This is a genomic window from Streptomyces sp. NBC_00310 (genome assembly GCF_036208085.1).
In the GTDB taxonomy this organism is placed as follows: domain Bacteria; phylum Actinomycetota; class Actinomycetes; order Streptomycetales; family Streptomycetaceae; genus Streptomyces.
Window position 1 is genome coordinate 7,725,749 of sequence record NZ_CP130714.1, and the last position, 24,653, is coordinate 7,750,401.

The following is a 24,653-nucleotide window of genomic DNA, read 5'->3' on the forward strand; positions in this document are numbered from 1 at the left end:
GCCCCCTGTCCGGTGGCCTTGCGCGGTCGGTGCTCCAAAGGCGCCCGGCGCTGCAGGCTGTGCCCACCCGCCCCCACTCTCGGCTTCGTTCGAGCGGGGGGACCCCCATCGCCCTGCGGAACGATTGCCCACAGCGGGGACGGTGGGGACGATGGCCCTCACTGCTTGTCCCCGATCACGCGGACCCGGTGGTCGAAGGAGAAGACCAGGGACGGGGGAGAGAGGTCGATGCGGTTGGTGGGGTCGCCCCGTTTGCCGGTGAGGGGGTCGGCGGGGTGGAGCTGGACGTCGTCGACGAGTTCGACGCCGGGGACGCGTTGGAGGACGGCGAAGACCTCGCCGGACTGGACGGGGCGGCCGAAGGGCCAGCCCCGGCCGTCGGCGCCGCCGGTCAGCGGGTCGAGGTGGCGGTAGAGCGCGTCGTGGGCCTGGCGGCGGACCCGGTCGGTGTCGGTGCCGCGGAAGGCGTGCAGCGTGGCGACGACGGTGATGCCCTGGTAGAAGGGCGGGCCCACCGCCAACCGCGTGCCAATCAGGCGGCGTTCGTCCAGGTGCCGGGTGATGCGGCGCAACAGCGCGTCGCCGGGGACGAGTTGCTCGAAACGGAGACGGCCGCCCGGGTCCGGGACGGCTTGCGGGACCACCAACACCCTTACCGCGTACGCCCCGTGCTCGCCCTCCTCGCCCTCCAGGCAGGTGATGCGGGCGGTCTCGGGGGCCGCGCGGCGGGCGAGTTCCTCGTAGTCGCGCAGGGTCACCGCGCGTTCCTGGGCGCGCAGGGTGATCGGCGCCCGGACCTTCGCCTCCTCCACGGTCTCGGCGTCGACCCCGCCGCGCGCCGCCTCACGGTTGACGACCTCGGAGACGTACGGGACGGAGGTGCGCAGCACCCGGATGGCGCCCCGGGCGACGTTGCCGGCCCTGCCCCCGCCCGTGCGGTAGCGCACGGCGCGGATGACGGCCCCCTTGGGGGCGACGGCCCCGTACTGGCGCAGGGTGCCGTCGGGTTCCCGTACCGCCGGGCCGAAGGCGATCTCGCCGGTGGCGGAGTCCAGGGTGATGTGCCGGTCGTACGAGGTGGACGCGGCGAAGGACGCGACGACGTCCCAGTCGGTCCAGCCGTCGTGCTCGGCGGTCTGGAGGAGGACGGGCGGGGTGTCGCCCACCACCGGGAAGTGGGCGAGCCGCAGCCGCTGTCCCGGCAGGCCGGTGGACTCGCCGAGCGCCTCGTCGTACACCGTCTCGGCGTGCACGACGGTGGTGGTGCCGCCGATGGTGAAGGCCTCGGCGGCGCGGACCGTCGGCGAGGTGGTGTAGAAGGGCTGGCCGGGGAGGGGGTCGGTGACCCGGCAGCGCAGCCAGCCGGCCTCCTGCCCGCCCGTGCGGGACAGGGTGTGTCCGCCGGGCATGTGCAGGACGACCTCGCCCGGACGGTTCAGGCCGCCCGTGCCGTCACGGTCGACCTCGCACGTCGTCCAGCCGTCCTCGGTCCACGCCTCCCAGACCAGCGGCGGCTGCCGCGGGTCCACGCCGACGCCGTCGACCACGCTGTCCAGTTCCAGTACGACCGCGCAGTACGGTACGGCGGCGGTCAGCCCGAACAGCATGCAGTCGCCGGGCCGCGGGGACTCGGCGAAGCACATCAGGTCCTTGCCCTCGGCGAGGTCGGCCGTCCGGTCGGCGACCGGCTCACCGGGAAGCTGGGTGACCAGATACCGCAACTCACAAGGGACGACGGCCAGTTCGCCCTCGGTGGCGAAGACGACCGCCTCCTCGCTCTCGGTGCGCACGGTGGCGACCTCGGTGCCCACGGACAGCACGACCGGCTCCTCCTGCGGTGCCGACAGCCAGAACGTCACATCCGTGCGGGCGGCCGAGGGAGGGAACAGGGTGATGCCCACCAGGTCCAGGAACGCCAGATGGTTCTTCTCCGGCACCCGGTTGAGCCGGTAGACGATCTGGTCGGCCATGTGGGCGACCGTCTCCACCAGGGTGACGCCGGGGTCGGAGACGTTGTGGTCGGTCCACTCCGGGGCCCGCTGCTGGATGTAGCGCTTGGCGTCGTCGACGAACTGCTGGAAGCGGCGGTCGTCGAGGTTCGGGGAGGGCAGGGCCATCAGCGGTCGCTTTCGGGACGGTCGGAGCCTTCGGAAGCCAGGTCCGGCTCGTCGTGGGAGGGGATGACGTAGAACGGGAAGACCAGGCTGCGCGGGTTGTTGGTGCCGCGGATCGCGTAGCGGACGTCGATGAACAGGACGCCCTGGTCGGCGCCCGCCGTCACCTCGACGTCGGTCACCTCGATCCGCGGCTCCCAGCGGTCGAGGCTCGCGTACACCTCGTGCTGGATACGGCCGGCGGTGGCCTCGTTGACCGGCGCGAACACCAGGTCGTGGATGGCGCAGCCGAACTCGGGGCGCATCGGCCGCTCACCCGGCGAGGTGGCCAGGATCAGCCGGATGGCCTCCTCGACCTCGCGCTCCCCGCTGACCAGGGCGATGCCCCCGGTGGGCCCGATGCGCAACGGGAACGCCCAGCCGGATCCGACGAACTGCTCGGCCATCGTGGGCCGCCCTCCTTCTGAAGTACGTGGGTGCTCGAAGTACGTGGGTTCTCGAAGTACGTGGTGTGCGAGGTGAGTGGGGGTGCGCGTGGGCTCTCGGCCGTCACCCGAACGGATATTTGACCGTGTTGACGAAGAACCCCCCGAAGATGTCGACCTTGACGGCCTTGAGGCCCAACTGGCCCACGGCGTTGATCTGCACGGTCCCGGCGGCGTTGACCGTCGCCGCGCCGGCCGCGCTGAGGTTGAGGGCGCCCATCGCGTTCACGTTCACCACACCGCCCAGCGACCGGAGGCTGACCAGCCCCTGGCCCTGGAGGTTGAGGGGCCCGCCGCTCCTGATGGTCACGGACCGCCGCGCGCTCAGCGTCAGATCGGTCCCGGCCTTCACGGACACCGACGTACCGCCCGTGATGCTGACGGCACCCTTGCTGTCCACCGTGATCTCGGTCTTCGTCCGGTCGAGGTTGATGATCAGCCGGTCGTTGCCGGTGGCGAGGCGGACGCCCTGCTTGCGCAGGCCGGTCTGCTGGCTGAGCAGGTCGACCCGGTTGCCCTCCCGGTCGGACAGGGTGTGCCGGATCGCCTTCTTCTTGACCGGGTCGTGCAGCCACACGTCCTTCACGGGGGTCGGCTTGTCGACGCCGTTGTAGAGACCGCCGATGACGAACGGGTGGTCGAGCGAGCCCCGGTCGAAGGCGACCAGCACCTCGTCCCCGACGTCCAGCGGGAAGATCCCGCCGCCGCCCTTGCCGCCCATCTGCACGGTCCGCGTCCAGTCGCTGACGTACGTGTCGTCCAGCCACGGGAACTGGAGCTTCACCCGGCCCTGCTTCAGCGGATCCTGTACGTCGGTGACCAGCGCGTTGGCCACGCTCGGCAGCCGGGGCGCCGCCGTACCGCCACCCGACGTCAGGCCGAAGAGCGAGCGCCACTGCCGGCCGCTGACGGTCACCCAGGTCTCGTAGTGGCTGCCGTCGCCGAAGGAGTGCCGGACGGAGGTGCAGGTGTACTTGCCCTCGAACGGGGCGCCCACCTCGGTGAGCGTCACCGGCACACCGGGCCGCAGCTGTGGGTTGCCGCGCACCGTGACCTCCAGCTCGGCGAAGGAGGAGGTGATGTCGTCGGCGAGGGAGCCGGCGGCGTGCGTGACCTCGCTCTGGAGGTCGTACGGGACGTCCGTCTCGACCAGCTTGGCGGCCTTGAACGCGCCCGCCGCCTTCTGCGGGGTGCTGCCGATGGCGATACCGGGGTGGGAGTTCGCCGGGGTCGTCGCCGTGAGCTTCTTCTTCGTCGTGACGTTCCAGCCGCGCGCCTCGACCCTGCCGACCTGGTCGGCCGCGGTGACGGCGGCCCGGCAGCGCAGGATGTCGACCCCCGCCTGCAGCACGAAGGGGCTCTTCTCGCCGGGGGTGCTCGTCGGGGGCGCGCCGGACGCCGGCTTCGGCTTGACGAACTGGAACTTCCCCTTGGCGTCCAGCGACATCACCATCTCGTTCTCGTCGGCGAGCCGCGCCAGGAAGTCCCAGTCCGTCACATTGGACTGCGAGATGAAGTCGTAGACCGTCTTGGTGCCCTGCACCTGCCCGACCGGGATGCCGTTCATCCCGGCCAGCTTGCGGGCGATGTCGGCGGCCGTCTGATTGCGGTACGCCGCCACCCTGCGCACCCGCATCAGCCGGTGGCCCGGGTCGTAGCCGCGGACGACGGTGAAGGTGCCGGTGCCGTCGTAGTCGGTCTCCATGCCGGTGACCTCACCGGTGAGCAGCGGGGACGCCGCGCCCTGCCCGTCGGCGACGGGCGCGATGACGACCTTGGTGCCGAACCTGACGTTCAGTTTGCCCAGCAGCAGGCCGTGCGGGTCCCGGAAGGTGAGCCGGAACGCGCCGGGCACCCCGGCTCCGAGATCGACCCACCCGCCGACCAGCAGATCGGCGTACTCCGGCGGCAGCTTCGCGCCGTCGAGGGTGACATGGATGACGTTGGAGAAGGACGGCTTCACCATCAGAAACCCACCTCCTCGGCCGCCGGGAGGACGAGTTCGATGCCGGTGGGCAGACGCGTGGGATCGTCGATGCCATTGGCCTCCGCGATCGCCCGCCACGCGGACGCGTTGCCGTACTCCCGCCACGCCAGCGACTGGAGCGAGTCGCCCGCGACGACCCGGTGCACACTTCGCGCGGTGAGCGCGCCCGAGGTCGGGTTCTGCCCCTTGGTCGTACTGGGGATCTCGTGCAGCGACATCCGGCAGGTGGCCCGGATCGGCACACCGGTCGTCCCGAACAGCGAGTACGTGACGTCCACGGAGCTGACGTACGCCGTGAAGCGGGCCGTCGAGAACGACCCCCACTGGAACACCACCCATGGCGGCGACGGCTGTTTCGCGGCGAGGCTCTTGGTCGTCACCTCGCAGCACGACAGCAGCGACTCCACCTTCTTCAGCACCGTGGTGCCGCTCGGCTTGTCGGAGGAGTCGAGGAAGATCTCGACGTTCATCTCCCGCGCCTCGGGCCCCATGAACTCCGGCAGGGCGCCGTCGCGTACGGCCGCGCTGATCGTGGTCTTCCACTGGGCGCCCCGGCGCAGCGTCAGCTCCGCCGGATTGAACTCGAAGCTGAACGTCTTCATCAGCCCGCCCGGCGTCGTGCTCGTCCCCACCGGCGGCTCGTGAATGGCCAGTGTGGCCCGCACGAGGCTCTTGCCCGCGCCGCCCTTGCTGCCCTTCGCCATGTCCTGTGCCCGCCCCTCAGTCCGTGAATCCGTGGTGCGTGATCTCCAGGACCTCGGTCGCCACGCTCGGGTTCGCCGGGTCCAGGGACGGCCCCTGCCAGCTCACCGGCAGGACGTCGATCAGCCCCCAGTGCGCCACCTCCGAGCCGTCCGCGCGCAGTGCCGCGATCTGGGCCGTCGGACGCTTCACACCGGTCGCCACGGACGAGATCCACGCCGCGACCTTCGCCGTGTCCGGCGTCAGCGGCCTCGTCAGCCGGATGTTCGAGAACGTCACACGTGACGGGAACTGCCAGACGAACCCGTTGTTCCCGCCCTCCTGGCGGTGCTCGATCTCCACCGTCGAGGACAGCCCCTCACACCCGTTGAAGTAACCGAGGCTCTCGCCGTCGATCGTCAGGGTGAAGAAGATGGTGGAGCCCGGGTCGAGATCGCGGGGCATCGGGGAGGGCCTTTCTGCGGACAGGGGTCGGGTGGTGCGGGTGGAGCGGGTACGGGGCGGACGGGTCGGTTGGCCGGGGCCGATGTGGGTCAGTGGCGGGGGTCGCGGAGTTTCCCTACGCGCTCGCGGTCGAGACGTAGTTCGGTGCGGACGAGGCGGGTGATCCGGCCGATGAGCTTGTGCGTCAGCTCGTCGAGCTGGAAGTCGGTGAGGGAACGGGGGTCGAACTGGGCCTTGGAGGGCTCGGCGTTCTCGGGGGGTGTCGAGGCCGACGAGGTACGCGGGGGGCGTGCGGTCGCCGTGACGGGTGAGACGGCCGAGGTCGTGGTGGCCGGGGTGGGGCGAAGGGGGATGCCGGGGGCTCGCTGGATGGGTGCGGGTGCGGGTGCGGTGGGTGTGGGTGCCGGTGCCGGTGGGATGAGGGGTGCGGGTACGGGGGTGGTGAGGGCCTGGCGCTGGGCTACTGCTCGGGCGGGGAGCGGGCTCGGCTTCCGCGGGGCCTGCGAGGGCGTCACGGGGGCCACGGCCAGGGGGAGCGCGGTACGGGACAGAGGGGCGGGCTTGTCCGCCGCGAGGCGCTGCACGGCGGGGCCGGTGCCGGGGGACGACGGGCGGCGCAGGGGTACGGCGGCCGACGTCGCCTGACGCTGGAGGGCGGGGGGCGGTGTCGTGGTGGGCAGGGCCGAGGTGAGGGCGCGGGTGGGGGTGAGGGGGCGTACGGGGGTGGGGGTGGGCGCGGGCCGAGAGGGCTGGGCTTCCGTCGCCGCCGGTGCTGGGGCAGAGCTTGATCGTTCAGGGGTGTGCGGGGCCAGGCTGTGCCGGGCCGGGGTGTGGGGCGGTCGAGGGCCGGGTGTGGCCGGTCGCGCGGTTCCCCGCGCCCCTTGCGCCCCTTGCGCCCCTTCAGGGCGCCGGCCGTGGACCGTGGGGGTCAGCGGGGCGACGGCCGGGGCTGCCGGTGCGCGGTGCGCGGTTCCCAGGTGCGCCGTTGTCGCTCGCTGTACGGGAGATACGGGAGAGGGGCCGGTGGAGCGTGTACCGCCGGGAGCGCCGCGCCCGGAGAGGGGCTTCGCGTCCTGGGGCGGGGTGGAGAGGGGGGCGCCGAGCAGGGGGCGCTGACGGGGGGCGGTCGGGTTGGTGGTCGCGGCGTGGGCGCGGTCTGCCGAGATCGGGGCCGGGGCCGGGGCCGGGGGTGTGGGAGTGGTCGGTCCGGTCGGCTGCGGGGAGGGGAACGACGGCGGAGGAGTGGTCGCGGCGGCGGCCGGGACAGGGCCGGAGAGGGGGGCGCCTAGGCCTGTGCGCCGTGCGCTGCCGACAGTGCTCCGCTGGAGGAGGTGGGTGCCCGGGGTGGGGCCGATCGGGCCGGGCGCGGGCGAGTTCGGGGTGGCGGGTGCCGGGGGCGGGGCGACCGGGGGTGTGGGGCTGCTGGGGCCGGTTGCGGTCCGCTGGAGGACAGGGGTGCCGTGGGACGGGCCGACGGAGGGGGTGGCTTGGGTGCCGGTGCCGGTGCCGGTGCCGGGCGAGGGGTTGTCGGTGTTGGCCGTTGGCGTGGGGGCCGTGCCACCGGTGTCGGACTGCGCCCGTTGGACGGTGACGGCTGCGCTGCCGGTGGGCGTACCACTGGAGCCGGCCGCCGTACCGACGGGGCTGGAGGCCGAGCCGGGGGCGGCGGTCGGTGCGCCGCTGGGGCCGGAGGTGGCTCTCTGGACGCCGGTCACGGCATCACCGGTGCTGGAGGGTGCGCCGCTGGGGCGGGTCGGCGTCGCGGAGGGTTTGGCCGGGGCACCGGCGGACGCGGCTGACGTACGGCTGGGACCGTTCGTCGTCCGTTGGACGTCGACGGCTCCGCCGGAGGGGCCGGTTGCGGTACGCCTGGGGCTGGGGCTGCCCACGGTCGTGCCGGTGCCGGTGCCGGTGCCCGAGCCGGAGTTGAGGCCGGTGCCGGTGTGGGTGGTCGTACCGGAAGTGAGGTCGGAGCCGACGGCGTTGGTGCTGCCGGGGGTGGTGGCGGGGCTGTTCCGCGTGCCGCTGGGGTTGATCGCCGCGCGCTGGATGCCGGCCGCCGGGTTGCCGGGGGCGGTCGCCCGCGTGGCGGGGCCACTGGGTGTGGCTCCGCGACCTGTCGTCGTCCCGGCTGCGTCGCCCGCTGTGTTGCCGAGACCGGCCCCGGACCGTGGGGCGTTGGCCGCCGCGTCGCTCGGGCCGGCCGGTGCGCCGCCGGGGCCGCCCGGTGCTCCGGCGGAGCCGGTGGCCGTCGCGCCGGCGTTGGCTGTCGTGGGGCTGGCTCCGGTCGCCGCTCGCTGGATGCCGGCCTCGCCGGGCCCGGGGGTGGCGGGGGTACTCCCGGGGTGGGTGCCCGTCCCGGGAGGGCTGGTCGCGGTCCAGGTGGTGCCGGTGACGTTCGCGTCGGCGTTGGCTGTCGTGGGGTTGGTTTCGGCCGTCGTCCGCTGGATGCCGGCCTCGCCGGGTCCGTGGGTGGCGGGGGCGCTCCCGGAGGCGGTGCCCGTTCCGCTGCGCCCGCCCGGTGCTCCGGCGGAGCCGGTGGCCGTCGCGGCGGCGTTGGCGGCCGAAGAGCTGGACCCGGTCGCTGCCCGCTGGATGCCGACCTCGGCGTGTCCGGGGGCGGCGGGGCTGTTCCCGGTGTCGTTGCCCGTCCTGCCGGGGTCGGTTGCCGTCCCGGCGCGGCCGACTGCCGTACGGCCGGGACCTGTTGCCGTTCGGCCGGAGTTCTCTCCCGTTCGGCCGGAACCCGTTGCCGTGTCGCCGGAGCCCGTCGTCGCACGCTGGATGCCGAGCCCCGCGCGACCGGGGTCAGCCGCTGCGTGGCCGGAGGCCGGAGCAGCGTCGGGGAAGCCGCCGCCCGGCGAGTCGGCGCCAACAGCCGCTGCGGCAGGCGTCGTCGCCCCACGCGGGCCACCGGACGCGACGACCGGACTCGCACCCGAGTCGGCCGAGCCCGTCGCACCAGGCTTGGACGCCGTACGCACCGATGTGGTGCCGCCCGACGCCGAACGCTGCGGCGAGGCACTGCCGGAGGCCGGGTGCCCGGACGGGGCGCCACCGCCCGACGCCGTATGCCCGGCCGAAGCACCGCCTGCCGTGGTGTGCCCGGACGAGGAAGGGCCTGACGACATCTGCCCGGACGAGGAGGCGCCCGGCGCCGCGTGCCCGGATGAGGCACTCCCCGGAGCCGTACCCCCCGACATCCCACCGGTCCCGGAAGTCTGCGGTCGTGCCGTCGGCAGGGTCCGTCGCTGGACGACGGGCGCGGTCGGGGCCTGGGTCAACGGGGTCGGACGGGCGGCGCGGGGCGGTACGGGAGTCACCCGGGGGCCGGTCGGGCGAGACGGTGTGACCTGGTGCGGCGCGCGCTGCACAGGCCGTGCAGCACTGGGCATGTCGGCGGGGGCCACCGGCTCGTCGTTCGCCACCGGCAGCGTGCGCGAGGGCAGTTCGAGTCCGGCGACGGGTGCCGCCGACGTGGTGAGGACGTCCCTGACGAGCCCGCCTGGTGCTCCGGGCAGGACGGCATGGGACAAGGTCCCGGTGAAGGACGGGTTCTGCCAGGTGCTCAACCGCCCGCTGAACCCGGCGTCCGCGACGACGGCCCGCCCCCCGGTGGCCCGCTGAATCGGAGCGAGCCCCTCCCAGCCACCGACGGAGACGCCGCCGGCGGCCGGATTCGCCCCACCGGCCCGCGTCGCCCCGTGGGCTGAAGCCGCCCCGTGGGCTGAAGCCGCCCCGTGGGCTGAAGCCGCCCCGTGGGCCGAAGTCGCCCCGCCGGCCGAAGCCGTTCCACCCACAGAGCCATCCCCGCCAACCGAACCATCTCCGCCGACAGAGCCGACCCCACTACGGGAGCCCACCCCGCTACGGGAGTTGGCCCCATCAGGGGAGCCCACCCCGCTAGGGGAGCCCACCCCAGGGGAGTCCGCCCCAGCAAGGGAGCTCGCCCCGCCCCCCGGGCGGCTCTCCTCACCCGAGCCAACCCCGTCAACCCCACGCCGGCGCCCCGCCGGACCGGCGGCGGCCCGTAGGCGATCCAAGAAGCCCACGTGTCAGCCCTCCGACCCGCCCCGTGTCACGAGGGACGCGATCTGTTCGGTGTAGCGGCGGCGGTCGTGGTGTTCGAGGTCGAGGATCTCCTCGAAGCTCCAGTGGAAGTGGTAGGCGACGTACGCGATCTCCTCGTGCAGCCGGTCGGTCGCGTACGTCACGATTCCCCCAGGCGGCTCCCGCCGAGTTCGACCTCGAAGGGCTCGGAGCAGTGGGGGCACTCCACAGCCGCACGGGTGTGGCCCTCCGCGTTGACCTGCCGGTAGAAGTCCTGCAGGAACGCGAGGTCGGACGCGAACATGTTCTCCACGATCCCGTCGTGGACCATCGGCAGGTTGCCCAGCCGGGTGATGACCCGGCCGAGCAGCACGACCGACAGGTACGCCGGGTTCTCCTGCACGCGGACGTCGCGGAGCGGGATCAACTCGTCCCGGGCGGTGGCGAGACGCATCACGCCCTCCCGGTGGACGTTCCCCGCCTCGTCGACGTAACCGCGAGGCAGCTCGAACGGGAACTCCGTCCGCAGCCGCTGCGCCACCGGCGCGACGGCCGGAGCCGGAGCCGGCGCGGGAGCAGGAGCGGGAGCGGACGCGGAGACGGGGGCGAAGGCGGAAGCGGACGCGGCCGGAGCCGCCTCCGCGCCCATGCCCGCGCCCGGCTCCGTACCCGGGACGTCCACGATCGAGCCCGCGCCCGCGCCCGCGCCCGCCCTGCCAGCCGTACGCCGCATTACTCGATGACCAGTTCTTCGAAGACGATGGTCACGGTCTCGGTGAGCGCGGACGCCTCGCCGGCCTTGAGGGTGCTCGCGTCGATCTTGCTGCACCAGGCGTTGCGCATGTTGTACCGCTTCACCGGATTGTTCTGATAATCCATCATGATGATGGACGCGTTCTTGCGGGCCGAGCCCATCTGACCGTTGATGGAGTCGTTGATCCACGTGTTGAACGCGGCCGACTGGGTCATACCGCGGACCACGGTGCACTGCCCGTTCTTCTGCACACCGGGCAGAAGGTTGACCTCGGGCCGCCCCTGGGCGGAGTTCTGCTGGTACGTGATGACGTCCTGTTCGAGGGTGAGGCCGCTGACCTCCGCGAGGTACTCGACCATCACCCCGTCGATCTGCAGGCCGAAATTGTGTGAGGTAAGGGCGTCACCCGGCGCGAGACTCATCTGTTCTCTGTCCTTCTAGGGGGTCTTGAGGTGGGGCGTGCGAGGGCTGGGAGCGGGGAGGGCACCGCGTGCTACTCCTCCAGCTCCCCGTTGCCGCTGGAGAACTGGGCCAGCCGGAAGATCACGAACTCGGCGGGCTTGACCGGGGCGATGCCGATCTCGCAGATCACCCGGCCGAGGTCGACCGACTCCGGCGGGTTGGTCTCGTCGTCGCACTTGACGTAGTACGCGTCCTCGGGCCGCTGGCCGAACAGGGCGCCCTGGCGCCACTCGTTGACCAGGAACGCGGAGACGTTGCGCCGGATCCGGGCCCACAGCGCGTGGTCGTTCGGCTCGAACACCACCCACTGGGTGCCGATCAGGATCGACTCCTCAAGGTAGTTGAAGTACCGGCGGATGTTGAGGTAGCGCCAGGCCGGGTCGGAGGACATGGTGCGGGCGCCCCAGACGCGGATGCCGCGGCCCGGGAAGGCGCGGATGCAGTTGACGCCGATGGGGTTCAACAGGTCCTGCTCGCCGCGGGTGATCTGGAGCTCCAGGTCGACCGCGCCGCGTACGACCTCGTTGGCGGGCGCCTTGTGCACCCCGCGCTCGAAGTCGTTGCGGGCCCAGACGCCGGCGACGTGGCCGCTCGGCGGGATGACCCGGGACTGGCCGCTGGCCGGGTCGAAGACCTTGATCCAGGGGTAGTAGAGGGCCGCGTACTTGGAGTCGTACCCGGCGGTCTCCTGGCGCCATACCCGGATCTGACGGGCGTTGAGGCCGGGCGGCGGGTCGATGACGGCGACCCGGTCGCCCATCAGCTCGCAGTGCGCGATCAGACCGAGCTGGACCGCCTTGACGGCCTCCAGGTCGATCGCGCCGCGCTGGTAGGCGGCCATCAGGTCGGGCACGGCGACCATGGAGATCTCGTCCACGGCCTCCAGGCCGCCGAAGCCGGTGCGGTCGGCGGAGTCGCCGAGGTACTCGGCCGGGCCGGGGTGGCCGTCGTCCGTCGCGGCGGGCGTGACGGCGGCCGGGGCGGCGGGCGCCGCCAGGGCCACGGTCTGGTTGTCGGGGCGCGCGAGCTGCGCGGCCGGCGCCGTCTCCTGGACCGTGATGAGCTTGGAGCGCTCCTTGACCTGGGTGACGACGTAGTTGCGGCCGCCCTTCTTGGCGGTCACGTCGAACGTCTCCACGGCCTTGTCGCCGTCCTTGACGATCAGCCTGAACCGCTCGGCCGGGCCCTCGCCCTCGGGGTCGGCGACCTCGACGCTGAGCGAACCGCCCGCGATGGCGGTCACGCTGAACGTGCCCAGCTGCTTCGGCTCGCCCGGGGGCAGCGCGGCCGGCGCGGCGGACCCCGTCACGGCGGCCGGGCCGCCGGCGGACGCGCCGCCCTGGTCCGTGCCGCCGACCCGCACGACGTACGCGGCGCTGCCGCCGTTGTTGAAGAACCCGTACACCGAGTGCGCGAGGTAGTAGCCGTCGGTGAACTCGCCGAAGGCGGCGACGTACTGGGACCAGTTGGTCACCAGGGTCGGCTCGTTCAGCGGACCGGTCGGGGCCAGGCCGACGAAGGCGGCCACCGAGGTGCCCACACCCTCGATGGGACGCGAGCCGCTGGCCACCTCCTCGACGTAGACGCCCGGCGACAGGTAGGACGGCATGCTCTGCTCTCCTTGGGGTACGAGACAGGTCGCCTCTCACCCTCACGCGCGAAGCGCGTCACCCGAAACGTCCTCCGGTACCTGATCGGGGGCATCCTCGTTGCCCCCAGGGGCAGTCCGGCCGATCGGCGCGGACGCTCCCCGGCGGCCCGCGCACGCCCGCCCGGCGGCGGCGGCCCCCGTGCCCGCGCACGGTGCCCTTTCGGGCAGTGAGACCGTGCACCTTCTCCTCCTGACCGGGCTTCCGCTCTCCCGGTAGCGTCCTGACGTGAGCCTTTGGACTTCCCTCGAACCCGCCTCCACGACTGTGGACCCGGGGAGCAGTACGACGGTGCGACTGCGTCTGCGCAACACCGGTGACGTGGTGGACGAGTACCGCTTCGAGCCGGTGGGCGAGGTGGCTCCGTGGACGACCGTGGAGCCGCAGACGCTGCGGCTGTATCCGGGGACGACGGGGTCGGTGGAGCTGACGTTCGCGCCGCCGCGCACCCCGGACGCGACGGCGGGGCCGAACGCGTATGCGGTGCGGATCATGCCGACGGAGCATCCGGAGGCGGCGACCGTTCCCGAGGGAAACCTGACGATCACCCCGTTCACGGAGGTGCGGGCGGAGCTGGTGCCGCCGACGGTGAAGGGGCGGTTCCGGGGGCGGCCCAAGCTCGCCGTGGACAACCTGGGCAACACGAAGGTGACCGCGTCGGTCAGCGGCAGCGACAACGGTGACCAGCTGTCGTACGACATCCATCCGAGCAATGTGCAGATCGAGCCGGGGCGCGCGGCGTTCGTGAAGGCCACGCTGAAGCCGCGCCAGATCATCTGGTTCGGGTCCAAGGAGGAGCGGCCGTACGCCTTCGCGGTGAAGCGGTCGGGGGTGACACCGCTCGACGTCGAGGGCACCTACGTACAGCGCAGCTTCCTGCCGGGCTGGCTCGCCACCTGCATGGGGATCTTCCTGGCGCTGGCGATCACCTTCCTGACGCTGTGGCTCGCCTACCAGCCCAAGGTGATCAGCGCCGCCACAGAGCTCCAGGAGACCGCCGTCAGCACGGTGCCGCCGCCCAGCCCCTCGGCGCCGGTGTCGACCCCTCCGCCGCCCACGCCCTCCGCGCCTCCCGCGTCCTCGGCACCTCCGCAGGTGACGGAGACGGAGAGCGACAGCGGGAGCGCGAGCGGCGGCGACGGTGGTGGCGGCTCCGGCGGTGGCTCCGAGGAGAAGAAGAAGGCCGCGCCCACGGCCGCGACCGCCGTGCGGCAGCTGGCCGCCGCGGACCCGGGCGGCCGGCACATCTGCTACCGCGCCTTCGTGACGGGCAAGGGCTGGACGGCCCCCGAATGCGACGGCGACACGGCCGGCACGGTGGGCCAGGGCAGGTCGCTCAAGGCCCTCAACATCGCGGTGTCCGGCGTCAACGGCACGGCGAGTGCCGCGTTCGTCCACAACCCCGACTCCACCAACGGCCAGGGCCACTACAACGGGAAGCCCTGGTCGAACGCGAAGGACGGCTTCGACAACTACTTCGGCAGCTCCAAGGCGGGCGCCCCGGACATGCTGGGCTTCACCATCAACGTCGACAACGGCGGCCGGGGGGTCTGTCAGTCGGTCCACCAGAAGGACCGGGGCTGGCAGAACCTGGCCTGCGACAAGCCGGGCGAGGGAGAGCACTACATCTTCGGCGGCACCCTCGACAACGGCATCTGGCTCGAAGCCGTCAAGTTCACCGTGTGACAAGGCCGTTGGGGCAAGGCCGTTGGGACGGCTTCGGTGGCCGCCGGGGCAGCCGGGCCTGCCCCGGCGGCTCCTGACCTGAGGACGACCGCCGCGTAGCGTCCCTCTGTGAGCCTTTGGACTTCTCTCGAACCCGCCTCCGCGACCGTGGACCCGGGGAGCAGTACGACGGTGCGGCTGCGTCTGCGCAATACCGGTGACGTGGTGGACGAGTACCGCTTCGAGCCGGTGGGTGAGGTGGCTCCGTGGACGACCGTGGAGCCGCAGACGCTCCGGTTGTATCCGGGGACGACGGGGTCGGTGGAGCTGACGTTCGCGCCGCCGCGCACCCCGGACGCGACGGCGGGGCCGAACGCGTATGCGGTGCGGATCATGCCGACGGAGCATCCGGAGGCGACGACGGTTCCCGAGGGGAATCTGACGATCACTCCGTTCACGGAGGTGCGGGCGGAGCTGGTGCCGCCGACGGTGAAGGGGCGGTTCCGCGGGCGGCCCAAGCTCGCCGTGGACAACCTGGGCAACACGAAGGTGACCGCGTCGGTCAGTGGCAGCGACAACGGCGATCAGCTGTCGTACGACATCCACCCGAGCAATGTGCAGATCGAGCCCGGTCGGGCCGCGTTCGTGAAGGCCACATTGAAGCCGCGCCAGATCAGCTGGTTCGGGTCCAAGGAGGAGCGGCCCTACACCCTGGCGGTGAAGCGGTCGGGCGTGATGCCGGTCGACGTCGAGGGCACCTATGTCCAGCGCAGCTTCCTGCCGGGCTGGCTCGCCACCTGCATGGGGATCTTCCTGGCGCTGGCGATCACCTTCCTGACGCTGTGGCTCGCCTACCAGCCCAAGGTGATCAGTGCGGCCACGGAACTCCGGGAGGCCGCTGTCAGCACGCTGCCGCCCTCGGCCTCGCCGCAACCGCTGGAGTCCGCGCAGCCGGAGCCGACGCCGGAGCCGGAGGAAGCCCCCCCGTCCGAGAAGGCGGACGACGACGACGGCGGTGGCGGCAGCGGTGGCGGTGGCGCGCCCGCCGAGCCGACCGAGCCGGCCGAGGAGAAGGCCGAGAGCGTGCTGCCCGCCCGCAACATCCTCCTGCGCAACCTCGCCACCAAGCTGTGCGCCGACGTCCCCGGCGAGGGCAACGGGCGGAGAGACGGCCGGGTCCAGCAGTTCACCTGCGACGACAGCACGGCGGACAACCAGCTCTGGCACCTGGAGGTGAAGGCCGAGAAGAAGGCGCCCGACGGCAGTGATCTCTTCCAGATCCGCAACGCCAAGGACCAGCTCTGCATGGACCTGCCGAACTACGGAGAGAACCCGATCCACACGAAGATCACGGAGTTCACCTGTGACGGCACGACCAGCGACAACCAGTTGTGGTGGCTCGACCCGCAGCAGAGCGGCGGCTACTGGATCCGCAACTTCGCGAGCAAGAACAGGTGCCTCGAAATCGCGGGCAACGAAGACACACGGAACGAGGTGACCTTGATGCTCTTCCACTGCACCGTCACCGACGACCAGGAATGGCAGATCGTTCCTGGCGCGGGGGCCTGACCATGAGCCTTTGGACTTCCCTCGAACCCGCCTCCACGACCGTGGACCCGGGGGCCGGCACGACCGTACGGCTGCGGCTGCGCAACACCGGTGACGTCGTCGACGAGTACCGCTTCGAGCCCGTAGGCGATGTCGCGCCGTGGACCACCGTGGAGCCGCAGACCTTACGGCTCTACCCGGGGACCACGGGGACGGTGGAACTGACGTTCTCGCCGCCGCGCACCCCCGACGCGACGGCGGGCCCGCACCCGTACGCCGTACGGATCACGCCGACCCAGCACCCGGAGGCGACGACCGTCCCCGAGGGGAACCTGACGATCACCCCGTTCACCGAGGTGCGGGCGGAACTCGTCCCGCCGACGGTGAAGGGGCGGTTCCGGGGGCGGCCCAAGCTCGCCATCGACAACCTCGGCAACACGAAGGTCACCGCCGCCGTCAGCGGCAGCGACAACGGCGACCAGCTGTCGTACGACATCCATCCGGGCAACGTGCAGATCGAGCCCGGTCGGGCCGCGTTCGTGAAGGCCACGCTGAAGCCGAGACAGGTCATCTGGTTCGGCTCCAAGGAGGAGAGACCCTACGCGCTCGCCGTCCAGCGGGCGGGCGTCGCGCCGCAGTCCGTCGACGGCACCTATGTCCAGCGGGGGTTCCTGCCGGGCTGGCTCGCCACCTGCATGGGGATCTTCCTGGCGCTGGCCATCACCTTCGTCACTCTCTGGCTCGCCTACCAGCCCAAGGTCGTCAGCGCCGCGACCGAGCTCCAGGAGGCCGGGACGACGGCCCTGCCGAGCGCCAGCCCGTCCGCGATGGCTCCGGCGCCGAGCATCTCCGCGGCGCCGCTGCCCTCGGAGACGCCCGAGGCTCCTCAGCAGGAGGAGGAGCAGCCCGAGGACCCGGGCTCGACATCCGGTTCCGGTGCGGGCTCCGGCTCCGGCTCCGGCGGCTCGGGGTCCGGGGCCGACAAGGAACCGGAACCGAAGGCCACGACCAGGAAACCGGCCGCCGCCAAGGGATTCCTGATCATCGGCAAGGGTTCGAACCGCTGCGTCGACGTCACGGACGCGGAGAACGGCAAGGGCAAGGACGGCACCCCGCTCCAGATCTGGGACTGCGCCGGTACCGCCAACCAGAAGTGGGACTTCCGGGGCGACGGCACCGTCCGCTCCCTCGGGCTGTGCATGGACGTCGCGTGGGGCTCCCGGGACGACGGCGCCGTCATCCAGCTGGCCAGGTGCAGCGGCAACCCCGCCCAGCAGTTCGTGCTGAGCACCGCCGGTGACCTGGTCAACCCGCAGGCCGACAAGTGCGTCGACGTGAAGGACAACGCCACCGGCAACGGCGCCAAGCTCCAGCTGTGGACGTGCGCGGGCACGCCCAACCAGAAGTGGCGCGTGAAGTAGTCCCGTCCGGCGGGCGCGCCACCCTCGGGGGCGCTCCCGCCGTCCTCACCGGGGCGACTCCCGCCGGATGCCGCGCCCGCTACCAGTTGCCCTCGCCCGGCACCAGCCGCCCGGCCTTGCGGTACTCGCGCTCCGCGCCCTCCCGCAGGTCGGCCGTGGTGACCGGGCCGGCGCGCCCGGCGGCGGCGTAGGCGGCGGTGACGACCGCGCTGCGGATGGAACCGCCGGCCAGCTCGAAGTCGCGGGCGACCGCCGCCGGGTCGGTGTCGTCCGCGCCGGGCACCGCGGCGAGGCTGTGCCGCCACAGGGCCAGCCGCTGGGCGGTGTCCGGGAACGGGAAGTCGACCACCAGATCCAGCCGCCGGGTGAACGCCTCGTCGATGTTGGCCCGCAGATTGGTGGTCAGCACGGCGATGCCGTCGAAGGACTCGAGACGCTGGAGCAGATAGGCGCTCTCCATGTTGGCGTGCTTGTCGTGGGAGTCCTTGACCTCCGAGCGCTTGCCGAACACGGCGTCCGCCTCGTCGAAGAGCAGCACGGCGTCCGTGCGGTCGGCCTCGGTGAAGATCCGTTCGAGGTTCTTCTCGGTCTCGCCCACATACTTGTCGACGATCGAGGAGAGCTGCACCACATAGAGGTCCAGGCCGAGCTCGGCGGCCACGACCTCCGCCGACAGCGTCTTGCCGGTGCCCGACTCGCCCGCGAAGAGTCCGAGGACCCCACGGCCCCGGCCGCCTCCGGCGCTCAGCCGCCAGTCGCCGAGCACACGGTCGCGATGCCGCGCACGCAGGGCGAGTTCCCGCAGCTGGGCCAGGGGCTTGTCGGGCAGGACGAGGTCGCCCCAGCCGACGTCGGGGCGGATCCGGCGGGCGTGCCGCTCCAGCCCGGAGGCGGACTGCAGCCGCGCGGCCAGGCGCAGGTGGTCGGCGGTCACGGGGGTGCCGTCGAACGCCGCGAGGTCCACCGCCGCGCGGGCCGCCCGCTCGATCCGGTCCCCGCCGAGCCGGTACGGGGCGACCGTGGCCGCCAGGTCGAACCCCGGCCCGTCCGCTCCGGCGCCGAGCGCCGCCGCCCAGGCGTCCACCGCGCCCGAGGGCGGCCGGGGCACGTCGAGGACCAGCGGATCACGGTCGCACCACTGCGGGTCGTACGGCTGTTCCCCCGCGAACAGCACGGACACGTCGGCCGCCGTCAACGCCCGCACGAGCGGCCCCGGTCGCTCCGGCAGCGGCGACACCACGACCGCGCAGCCGCGCAGCCGGGCCTCGCGCAGCAGTGGGGGGAGGAGCGCGGACAGCTCGTTCTCGGCCGGCGGGGGCGTGAAGTGCAGGGCCTCCACCCCCGCCGTGCGCAGGGCGGCCCCGGCGCGCACCAGGCCGTCGCCCTCGCGGCGCTCCCGCAGATGGACGGTGACCGGGGCGGCGGCCAGGCGGGCGGCCAGCCTGGCGGTGAACCCGCCGTCCTCCACGGACGAGGAGGACACGACGGACGAGGAGGACACGACGGACGAGGGCGACGGCGACGTGAGCGGACGGACATGGCCGACCAGCGCCGCGTCCAGCGTGTCGTCGCCGAGCAGATGGGCGACCAGCCGGTCCGGCACCCGCAACGCCCGCCCGAGGAAGGGGCGTTCGGGGTCCTCGACGGTCAGCAGCCCGAGCGCGCTCAGCGGCGCCGAAGGCAGGAACCGGGCCCGCGCCCGCGCGAGATGCACGGGCAGCCCGCACAGATCCAGCGCGAGCCCGACGGTGGCCCGACGCCTGCTGACGTCGTCGTTCAGATAGCCGTACAACTGCTCGTAGGAGCGGTCCAGATCGGGCGCCACGGCGATCAGCAGGATCCGCGTGTCCAGTTCGGTGAGCCCGAGCCGCCCCGCGAGCCGCTCCAGCGGACCGTCCGGGGCCGGGCCCCCGTCCGCGTCCTCGCCGCTCTCGAACACGGGGGCGTACGCCTGCGCCGACGGCCCCAGCAGATGCCGTACGCCCTCCTCGGACAGGTACAGCCCGCGCAACGGGTCGTTCGCCGTCGGGTCACCGGCACCGCGCTCGGCCACCAACTCGGCGACCCGTTCGCGCAGTCGGGCCAGCCGGAGGAGGAGCGCGTCGGTGGTGGGCGCCGACGGCGAGCCGGGGGAGGCGTGCGTGGTCACCGCTGTTGTTCCCCGGTGTGCGGAGCGGACGCCAACTGCCCCGGCCGGTGGGCGCGTTCCTCCGAGCCGTCCAGGGAGCCGTCGATGCCGCGTACGCGGATCGCCGCGCCCTCGGTGACCGGGGGACCGGCGTCGTACTCGGGGAAGGCCGGGAAGGGGGCGGTGACCACGAGGTCGAGGGACGGCTTCAGCTCGCCGCCCAGCGCGGACCAGATCTCGGCGAGGGACCGGGACTCGGTGTGCAGTCCCGCCACCGAGACCGGCACGGACAGGCCCAGCGCGCCGAGCGCGCCCGGGAGTTCGCCCGGGGGCAGCAGCTCACGCGTCAGCAGGTTGGCCAGCACCGCCGAGAGCAGCCGGTGTTCGTCCTGGGGCTGTTTCGTCCAGGCGGTGACCAGGTACGACAGCCGGAACCAGCGGGGCGGCTGCCGACGGCGTACGACGATGTCCCGCGCGTCGCGGACGGGCATGTGGCCGCGCTGGCGGCGGGAGACGTCCTCCCGGATGTCGTACAGATAGGTGTTGACGGCGGTCGCGTTGCGCCGGGCCGCCCAGTCGCGGGTCGGGGCCTCGAAGGAGACGTCGATGCCGGAGCCGGCCAGGGCACCACCGCCGATCAGTCCCTTGAGGACCTCGTCCACCTCGTGGATCACGGTCGTGCTCCTGCTGTGTCGTGTGCCTGTCCGCCGATCCTGCCCGTCGGGGACGCCGTATGCGCAGATGTGCCGGGGACGTCGAGCGGGCAGAGTGTGGTGCCCAAGTGGCCCGTTGGGTCTGCCCGTTCGATCAGATGTAGCCTTCCCGGAGGGCATAGGCCACCGCGTGCGCCCGGTTGCGGAGATGCAGCCGGGTGGTGAGCCCGTGCATCACGTTCTTGACGGTGCGTTCGGAGTAGGAGAGCTTGCTCGCGATCTCGCCGGTGTCCATCCCCTCGGCGACGAGCCGGAGGACGTCGATCTCCCGCGGCACCAGGCCGGACAGCGGCGCCCCGGTGCGTCCGGCCACGGAACGCTGCAGTGTCCCCACCTGGTTGATCAGCCGGCCGAGCAGATCGGCGGGCAGGTCGCCGTCCCCGCGCGAGGCCGCGAGCACCGCCTGCGCCAGCCGGTGCGCGGTGGCCTCGTGCCGCCAGACGATGGCCCCGACCCCGCACTCGATGACATCGAGCAGCTCGGTCTCGCGGATCAGGCTCACCACCAGGACCGCGCGTGCCCCCTCGCTGCGCACCAGTCGGCGCAGCGCGGAGAGCAGCGGCTCGTCCGGTGTGTCACCGACCAGCACGGCCACGGTGCCCGGCCGTACCTCGGCGTCGTCCACCAGGTCGATCACCGGGTGCCCGCGCAGCTGGCTGAGCACTCCGGCGCGGGAGAGCGGGTCGAGGGTGTGGACCACGACGGGGATACGGCGCCGGGGCTCCTGGGGCTCGGCCGTGGCCGTGGCCGCCGCCGTGTCCGCGGTCCGGAATGTGCTGCGCAACCGTTTCTCCCGTATGCACGAAAACGCCGCTCCTGCGAGGGGAGTGGCCGATGGGCTCGATTCACCCTTCTGTGTGTCGTGTGCGCTGCGCAATCGTGGAGGACCACGAGACACACCACGAGATTCACCGCGGGACCGACCACCGGACCGACCACCGGACCGACCGCGGGACCGGCCACCGGACCGACCACGGGACCGGCCACGGCGCTTTCACGCCGACCGCCGGCGAACGGTGCACCCAGACGGGCCATGCCCCGTCTACGGAAGCGGAAAACGACAGTCCACGACAGTCCACGACAGGAGACAGCGATGTGCGCGCCGGAACCGCTTCTCGAACGCCGTGAGCCCCTGGAGTTGCTGACCGCCGAGGCCGCCCGCGCCCGGGGCGGCTCCGGCCGTCTGGTGCTGCTCCGGGGCGCCACCGGCACCGGCCGCACCGCACTCCTGGAGGCCGCCGCCGACCACGCGGCGGCGAACGGCATGCGTGTCCTGCGTGCCCGCTGCTCGCCCGAGCACTCCTCCGTGCCGTTCGACACCGTATTCCAACTCCTCGCCCACGGACCGGAGTTCGACCAGGCCGCCGGCGAGGAGCCGGACCCGCCGGGCACCCCGCCGCACCGGGGCAGGTCCGCGCGCCTGTGGCGCCTGCTGAGCTCCTACGCGGCCGAGTCCCCGCTGCTCGTCGCCGTCGACGACGCGCACTTCGCCGACGCCCCGTCCCGCCGCTGGCTCGTCGAGGCCGTCCGCCGCATCGACCGGCTGCCGGTGCTCCTGGTGGTCACCGAGCGCAGCCAGTACGACATCGACCGCCCGGCGGACGGCCTCGCGCACGCCCTCTCCCCTGCCCTCGTGCACACCCGCACCCTGGCCCCGCTGAGCCCGGACGCCGCCGCACGGCTGGTCCGTTCCGTCCACGGCGGTGCCCCGCCGGAGCGGGTCGACGCCTGCTTACGGGCGGGCGCGGGCAACCCGCTGTTGCTGCGCGCCCTGCTCGCAGACCTCCACAACGCCGGCCCCGAGGCCTTCCCCGCTGCCCTCCCGGACACCTGCGCCGCGCTCTACTCGGGCACCTACGCCGCCGCGGTGTCCTGGTGGCTGGACAGCGCGGGGCCCGCGACCACCGAGGTCGCCCGCGCGCTCGCCGCGCTGGACGACGAGGCCGCCCCCGTACCGGCCGACGCCGACCTGCTCGCCCGCACGGCCGACGCCGACCCCGCCCGCGTACCCGGCTGGCTCACCGCGATGACCTGCCTCGGCCTGCTGCGCCCCGACCCCGAGGGCCGGCCCCGCTACGCCCACCCGCTGCTGCGGGACGCCGTGCTGGGCGGCTGGGCCGGCGCCGACCGGCAGGCCGCCCACCGCCGGGCCGCCGAGGCGATGCTGCACCGCGGCGACCACGCCGAGGCCGTCGCGGGACAACTGCTGCGCTGCGGCCCCGTCGGCGAGGCCTGGGCGACCGGAGCCCTGCTCGACGCCGCCGACCTCGCCGTCCGCGAGGACCGCAGCGACGACGCCCTCGCCTACCTCCGCCGCGCCCTGGACGAGCCGATGCCGGCCGCCCGCCGCACCGTGGTCCTCACCGAACTGGGCTCCCTGGAGTACGCCACCGTACGGTCCACCGCCGGCATACCCCGGCTCGCCGAGGCGATGCGGCTGCCCGGCCCGCCCCGGGAACGCGTCCACGCGGCGGTCGCCCTGGGCACGGCCCTGGCCCGCCGCGGCGAGGCCCGCGCCGCCGTCGACGTGCTGCGCGGACTGCGCGACGAGCACCTGACGGGCCACCCGGACCTGATCCGCACCGTCCAGACCGCCTCCGCGCTGCTCTCCGACCACGACCAGGGCGTACGGCAGGAGGTCTACCGCTGGCTGCGCGAGACCGCCGAGCGCTCACCCCACCTGGTCGGCACCGCGGGACAGGCCCTCCTCGTGCGCTACGAGGCCACCGCGGGCCTGACCTCGGCGGCCTCGGCCATGCACCGCATCCGGGCCCTCCTCTCCCAGCCGTCCGACCCGTCGGCCGAGGTCTTCCTGCTGGGCACCGCCGCCGCCGTCGCCCAGTGGGCCGACCAGCTCGACGAGGCCGAACGACTCGTCCGCCGAGGCCTCAGCGGCCAGCGCACCTCCCTCCTGCACCCCATGCACCTGGCCCTCCTCAACGTCCGCATCGACATCACCGCCGCACGCGGCGCCCACGAGGAGGTCCTCGCCGACCCCGAGGTCGCGCGCGCGGTCGCCGGCCGCCCCGAGTCCGCCAACGCGCTGGCCCACGCGGTCATCGCCCTCGTGGAGACCGGCCGCACGGAGGAGGCCGCCCGCCTCGCAGACGCCTTCGAGGTCCAACACGCCCACGACTCCTGGGAGTTGAACCGCTTCCTCTACGCCCGAGGCCTCCTGCGCGCCGCCACCGGCGACCCCGCGGCCGCCCTGGACGACTTCCTGGAGTGCGGCCGCCGCCAGTGCGCCCGCGACGTCGCCAGCCCCGTCGTCACCCCCTGGCGCACCGCCGCCGCCGCATGCCACCTCGCCCTCGGCCGCCCTCACGAGGCCCTCGCCCTGGCCGAACAGGAACTCGGCCTCGCCGCCATCTGGAACACCCCCCGCGTCCTCGGCCGCGCTCTGTCCGCCCTGGGCACGGCGACGGGCGGACGCCGGGGCCTGGAGCTGGGCGACCGGGCGGTAAGGGTGCTGCGCCAGGGCGTCGACGGCACGCCGGAGGAGGCCACGGGGACCGCCGGGGCCGCCGTCGTGGCACTGGGCGGTATCGCCGGGCCCACGGCGACGGGAAGTCCCACGCCGGGCGGGTCCACCGTGGCGGGGGTGGGCGGCCCCGGGCCGGCCAAGGGCGGCTGGACACAAGGCGGATCACGTGCGACGGCGACGGCGGTGCACGGCTGGACGCTGGGCGAAGGTCCCGCGAGGGCCGTGGGCCGCTGGACGCCGGACACCGGCCCCGCGAGGGCCGTGAACGGCCGGCCCGCGGGCGGAGCGTCCACGACACCGTCGATCGACGGCTGGGCCTCGGCAGAAGCACCGGGCGGAGGCCGGACTCCGGCATCGGCCGGAGGCCGGACCCCGGCACCGGGCGGAAGCCGGACCCCGGCACCGGCCGGAGGCCGGACCGTGGCGCCGGGCGGTGCGCCGGTCGAGACGGAGCTGATACCGGCGCTCGTGGCGCAGGGGCGGGGGCTCGCCTCCGCCGGGGAGCGGGCGCGGGCCCGTGACGCCTTCCGCGAGGCGGCCGAACGCGCCGAACGCCTGGGCGCGCTCCGCCTCCGCGCGGTCGCGGAATCAGCCCTGCGCGAGGGCGGCGCCCGCCGCCCCGCGGCGGCCCTGACCGGCCCCTCCGCCCTCACCGCGGGCGAGCGCCGCATCGCCGAACTCGCCGCGCAGAACCGCACGAACACCGAGATAGCCCAACTCCTGCACCTCGCCCGCCGCACCGTCGAGACCCACCTGACCAGCACCTACCGCAAGCTCGGCATCCGCCGCAGGTCAGAACTGGGCGCGGCCCTCGCGCACACCGAGGAGAACGCCTGACCGCCACCCGCGTCACACGGTCCGGTGTACGACGTGACCGCGGACCTACGTCCCGTCGAGACCGGCTTCCTCCGGGTGGCCGCCACCCAGGACGACGCCAACCCGCCCCGAACGCACCCGACCTGCTCGCCCCCGCCTTGCACGCCCACCCCGTCGCGGACCCCCGCCGAGCACCCTTGCCGACGGCCTCCTGTCCCCACCGGGGACCAG

18 protein-coding genes are annotated in these 24,653 nt (G+C 73.2%); 5 read left to right on the plus strand and 13 right to left on the minus strand.

Annotation, left to right across the window (positions count from 1 at the left end; genetic code table 11):
• Window positions 1-158: 158 nt before the first annotated feature.
• From OG202_RS33955 to OG202_RS33980, 6 genes are all read right to left on the minus strand, one after another.
• On the minus strand, window positions 159-2,117 hold the full coding sequence (locus OG202_RS33955) for a putative baseplate assembly protein (protein ID WP_326577193.1): 1,959 nt from the start codon (window positions 2,115-2,117) through the stop codon (window positions 159-161).
• Entirely contained in the window at window positions 2,117-2,560 is a 444-nt protein-coding gene (locus OG202_RS33960; protein ID WP_086750113.1) for a GPW/gp25 family protein, read from the minus strand. The genes OG202_RS33955 and OG202_RS33960 overlap by 1 nt, the downstream gene beginning before the upstream one ends.
• A gap of 103 nt (window positions 2,561-2,663) precedes the next feature.
• Window positions 2,664-4,565: a VgrG-related protein gene (locus OG202_RS33965; RefSeq protein ID WP_328224059.1), complete on the minus strand. Its 1,902-nt coding sequence runs from the start codon at window positions 4,563-4,565 to the stop codon at window positions 2,664-2,666.
• Window positions 4,565-5,290 (minus strand): CIS tube protein, encoded by a 726-nt coding sequence (locus OG202_RS33970; RefSeq protein WP_326577188.1) that lies wholly within the window; start codon window positions 5,288-5,290, stop codon window positions 4,565-4,567. The genes OG202_RS33965 and OG202_RS33970 overlap by 1 nt, the downstream gene beginning before the upstream one ends.
• A 16-nt stretch (window positions 5,291-5,306) precedes the next feature.
• Window positions 5,307-5,732, minus strand: coding sequence for a phage tail protein (locus OG202_RS33975; protein ID WP_037695699.1), 426 nt, complete (start codon window positions 5,730-5,732; stop codon window positions 5,307-5,309).
• An 89-nt stretch (window positions 5,733-5,821) separates the two neighbouring features.
• Window positions 5,822-8,716 (minus strand): hypothetical protein, encoded by a 2,895-nt coding sequence (locus OG202_RS33980; RefSeq protein WP_328224060.1) that lies wholly within the window; start codon window positions 8,714-8,716, stop codon window positions 5,822-5,824.
• Here OG202_RS33980 and OG202_RS33985 point away from each other — a divergent pair.
• Window positions 8,700-9,359, plus strand: a complete 660-nt coding sequence (locus OG202_RS33985) for a hypothetical protein (protein WP_328224061.1) — start codon at window positions 8,700-8,702, stop codon at window positions 9,357-9,359. The genes OG202_RS33980 and OG202_RS33985 overlap by 17 nt on opposite strands.
• Window positions 9,360-9,787: 428 nt before the next feature.
• Here the strand turns inward: OG202_RS33985 and OG202_RS33990 are convergent, their stop codons facing one another.
• From OG202_RS33990 to OG202_RS34005, 4 genes are all read right to left on the minus strand, one after another.
• The gene (locus tag OG202_RS33990; protein ID WP_193241757.1) at window positions 9,788-9,946 is read right to left on the minus strand and encodes a DUF6760 family protein; all 159 of its coding nucleotides are present in this window, start codon (window positions 9,944-9,946) and stop codon (window positions 9,788-9,790) included.
• On the minus strand, window positions 9,943-10,515 hold the full coding sequence (locus OG202_RS33995; RefSeq protein WP_328224062.1) for a hypothetical protein: 573 nt from the start codon (window positions 10,513-10,515) through the stop codon (window positions 9,943-9,945). The genes OG202_RS33990 and OG202_RS33995 overlap by 4 nt, the downstream gene beginning before the upstream one ends.
• Window positions 10,515-10,958 carry a phage tail protein gene (locus tag OG202_RS34000; RefSeq protein WP_033526822.1) on the minus strand — a complete coding sequence of 148 codons (444 nt, stop codon included), beginning with the start codon at window positions 10,956-10,958 and terminating at the stop codon, window positions 10,515-10,517. Before OG202_RS34000 ends, OG202_RS33995 begins: the two co-directional genes overlap by 1 nt.
• A gap of 71 nt (window positions 10,959-11,029) precedes the next feature.
• A complete protein-coding gene (locus OG202_RS34005; protein WP_326577175.1) occupies window positions 11,030-12,607 on the minus strand; it encodes a phage tail sheath family protein in 1,578 nt (525 codons plus the stop codon).
• Window positions 12,608-12,875: 268 nt separating this feature from the next.
• Between OG202_RS34005 and OG202_RS34010 the strand changes: the two genes are divergently transcribed.
• The 3 genes from OG202_RS34010 to OG202_RS34020 all read left to right on the plus strand — a co-directional run bounded on the left by OG202_RS34010 (window position 12,876) and on the right by OG202_RS34020 (window position 17,281).
• Window positions 12,876-14,333: a hydrolase gene (locus OG202_RS34010; protein WP_328224063.1), complete on the plus strand. Its 1,458-nt coding sequence runs from the start codon at window positions 12,876-12,878 to the stop codon at window positions 14,331-14,333.
• Window positions 14,334-14,441: 108 nt separating this feature from the next.
• A complete protein-coding gene (locus tag OG202_RS34015) occupies window positions 14,442-15,881 on the plus strand; it encodes an RICIN domain-containing protein (protein WP_327727732.1) in 1,440 nt (479 codons plus the stop codon).
• Between the two features lie 2 nt (window positions 15,882-15,883).
• On the plus strand, window positions 15,884-17,281 hold the full coding sequence (locus OG202_RS34020) for a ricin-type beta-trefoil lectin domain protein (RefSeq protein WP_327727731.1): 1,398 nt from the start codon (window positions 15,884-15,886) through the stop codon (window positions 17,279-17,281).
• A gap of 79 nt (window positions 17,282-17,360) precedes the next feature.
• Here OG202_RS34020 and OG202_RS34025 read toward each other — a convergent pair whose 3' ends face one another.
• From OG202_RS34025 to OG202_RS34035, 3 genes are all read right to left on the minus strand, one after another.
• Window positions 17,361-19,430, minus strand: a complete 2,070-nt coding sequence (locus OG202_RS34025; protein WP_327727730.1) for an ATP-binding protein — start codon at window positions 19,428-19,430, stop codon at window positions 17,361-17,363.
• Window positions 19,427-20,083: a DUF4255 domain-containing protein gene (locus tag OG202_RS34030; RefSeq protein WP_327727729.1), complete on the minus strand. Its 657-nt coding sequence runs from the start codon at window positions 20,081-20,083 to the stop codon at window positions 19,427-19,429. Before OG202_RS34030 ends, OG202_RS34025 begins: the two co-directional genes overlap by 4 nt.
• 133 nt (window positions 20,084-20,216) lie before the next feature.
• On the minus strand, window positions 20,217-20,906 hold the full coding sequence (locus OG202_RS34035; RefSeq protein WP_326577164.1) for a helix-turn-helix transcriptional regulator: 690 nt from the start codon (window positions 20,904-20,906) through the stop codon (window positions 20,217-20,219).
• Between the two features lie 309 nt (window positions 20,907-21,215).
• On the opposite strand from OG202_RS34035, the gene OG202_RS34040 reads away from it, so the two are divergent.
• Window positions 21,216-24,443 carry an AAA family ATPase gene (locus tag OG202_RS34040; RefSeq protein ID WP_328224064.1) on the plus strand — a complete coding sequence of 1,076 codons (3,228 nt, stop codon included), beginning with the start codon at window positions 21,216-21,218 and terminating at the stop codon, window positions 24,441-24,443.
• The last annotated feature ends 210 nt before the right edge of the window (window positions 24,444-24,653 follow it).

Excerpts from the sequence above, each read along its gene's own strand:
- OG202_RS34000 (WP_033526822.1), bottom strand. The coding sequence starts at position 10,958 with ATGAGTCTCGCGCCGGGTGACGCCCTTACCTCACACAATTTCGGCCTG.
- OG202_RS34005 (WP_326577175.1), bottom strand. The coding sequence starts at position 12,607 with ATGCCGTCCTACCTGTCGCCGGGCGTCTACGTCGAGGAGGTGGCCAGC.
- OG202_RS33975 (WP_037695699.1), bottom strand. The coding sequence starts at position 5,732 with ATGCCCCGCGATCTCGACCCGGGCTCCACCATCTTCTTCACCCTGACG.
- OG202_RS34020 (WP_327727731.1), top strand. The coding sequence starts at position 15,884 with ATGAGCCTTTGGACTTCCCTCGAACCCGCCTCCACGACCGTGGACCCG.
- OG202_RS34040 (WP_328224064.1), top strand. The coding sequence starts at position 21,216 with ATGTGCGCGCCGGAACCGCTTCTCGAACGCCGTGAGCCCCTGGAGTTG.
- OG202_RS33970 (WP_326577188.1), bottom strand. The coding sequence starts at position 5,290 with ATGGCGAAGGGCAGCAAGGGCGGCGCGGGCAAGAGCCTCGTGCGGGCC.
- OG202_RS33955 (WP_326577193.1), bottom strand. The coding sequence starts at position 2,117 with ATGGCCCTGCCCTCCCCGAACCTCGACGACCGCCGCTTCCAGCAGTTC.
- OG202_RS33960 (WP_086750113.1), bottom strand. The coding sequence starts at position 2,560 with ATGGCCGAGCAGTTCGTCGGATCCGGCTGGGCGTTCCCGTTGCGCATC.
- OG202_RS33965 (WP_328224059.1), bottom strand. The coding sequence starts at position 4,565 with ATGGTGAAGCCGTCCTTCTCCAACGTCATCCATGTCACCCTCGACGGC.
- OG202_RS33995 (WP_328224062.1), bottom strand. The coding sequence starts at position 10,515 with ATGCGGCGTACGGCTGGCAGGGCGGGCGCGGGCGCGGGCGCGGGCTCG.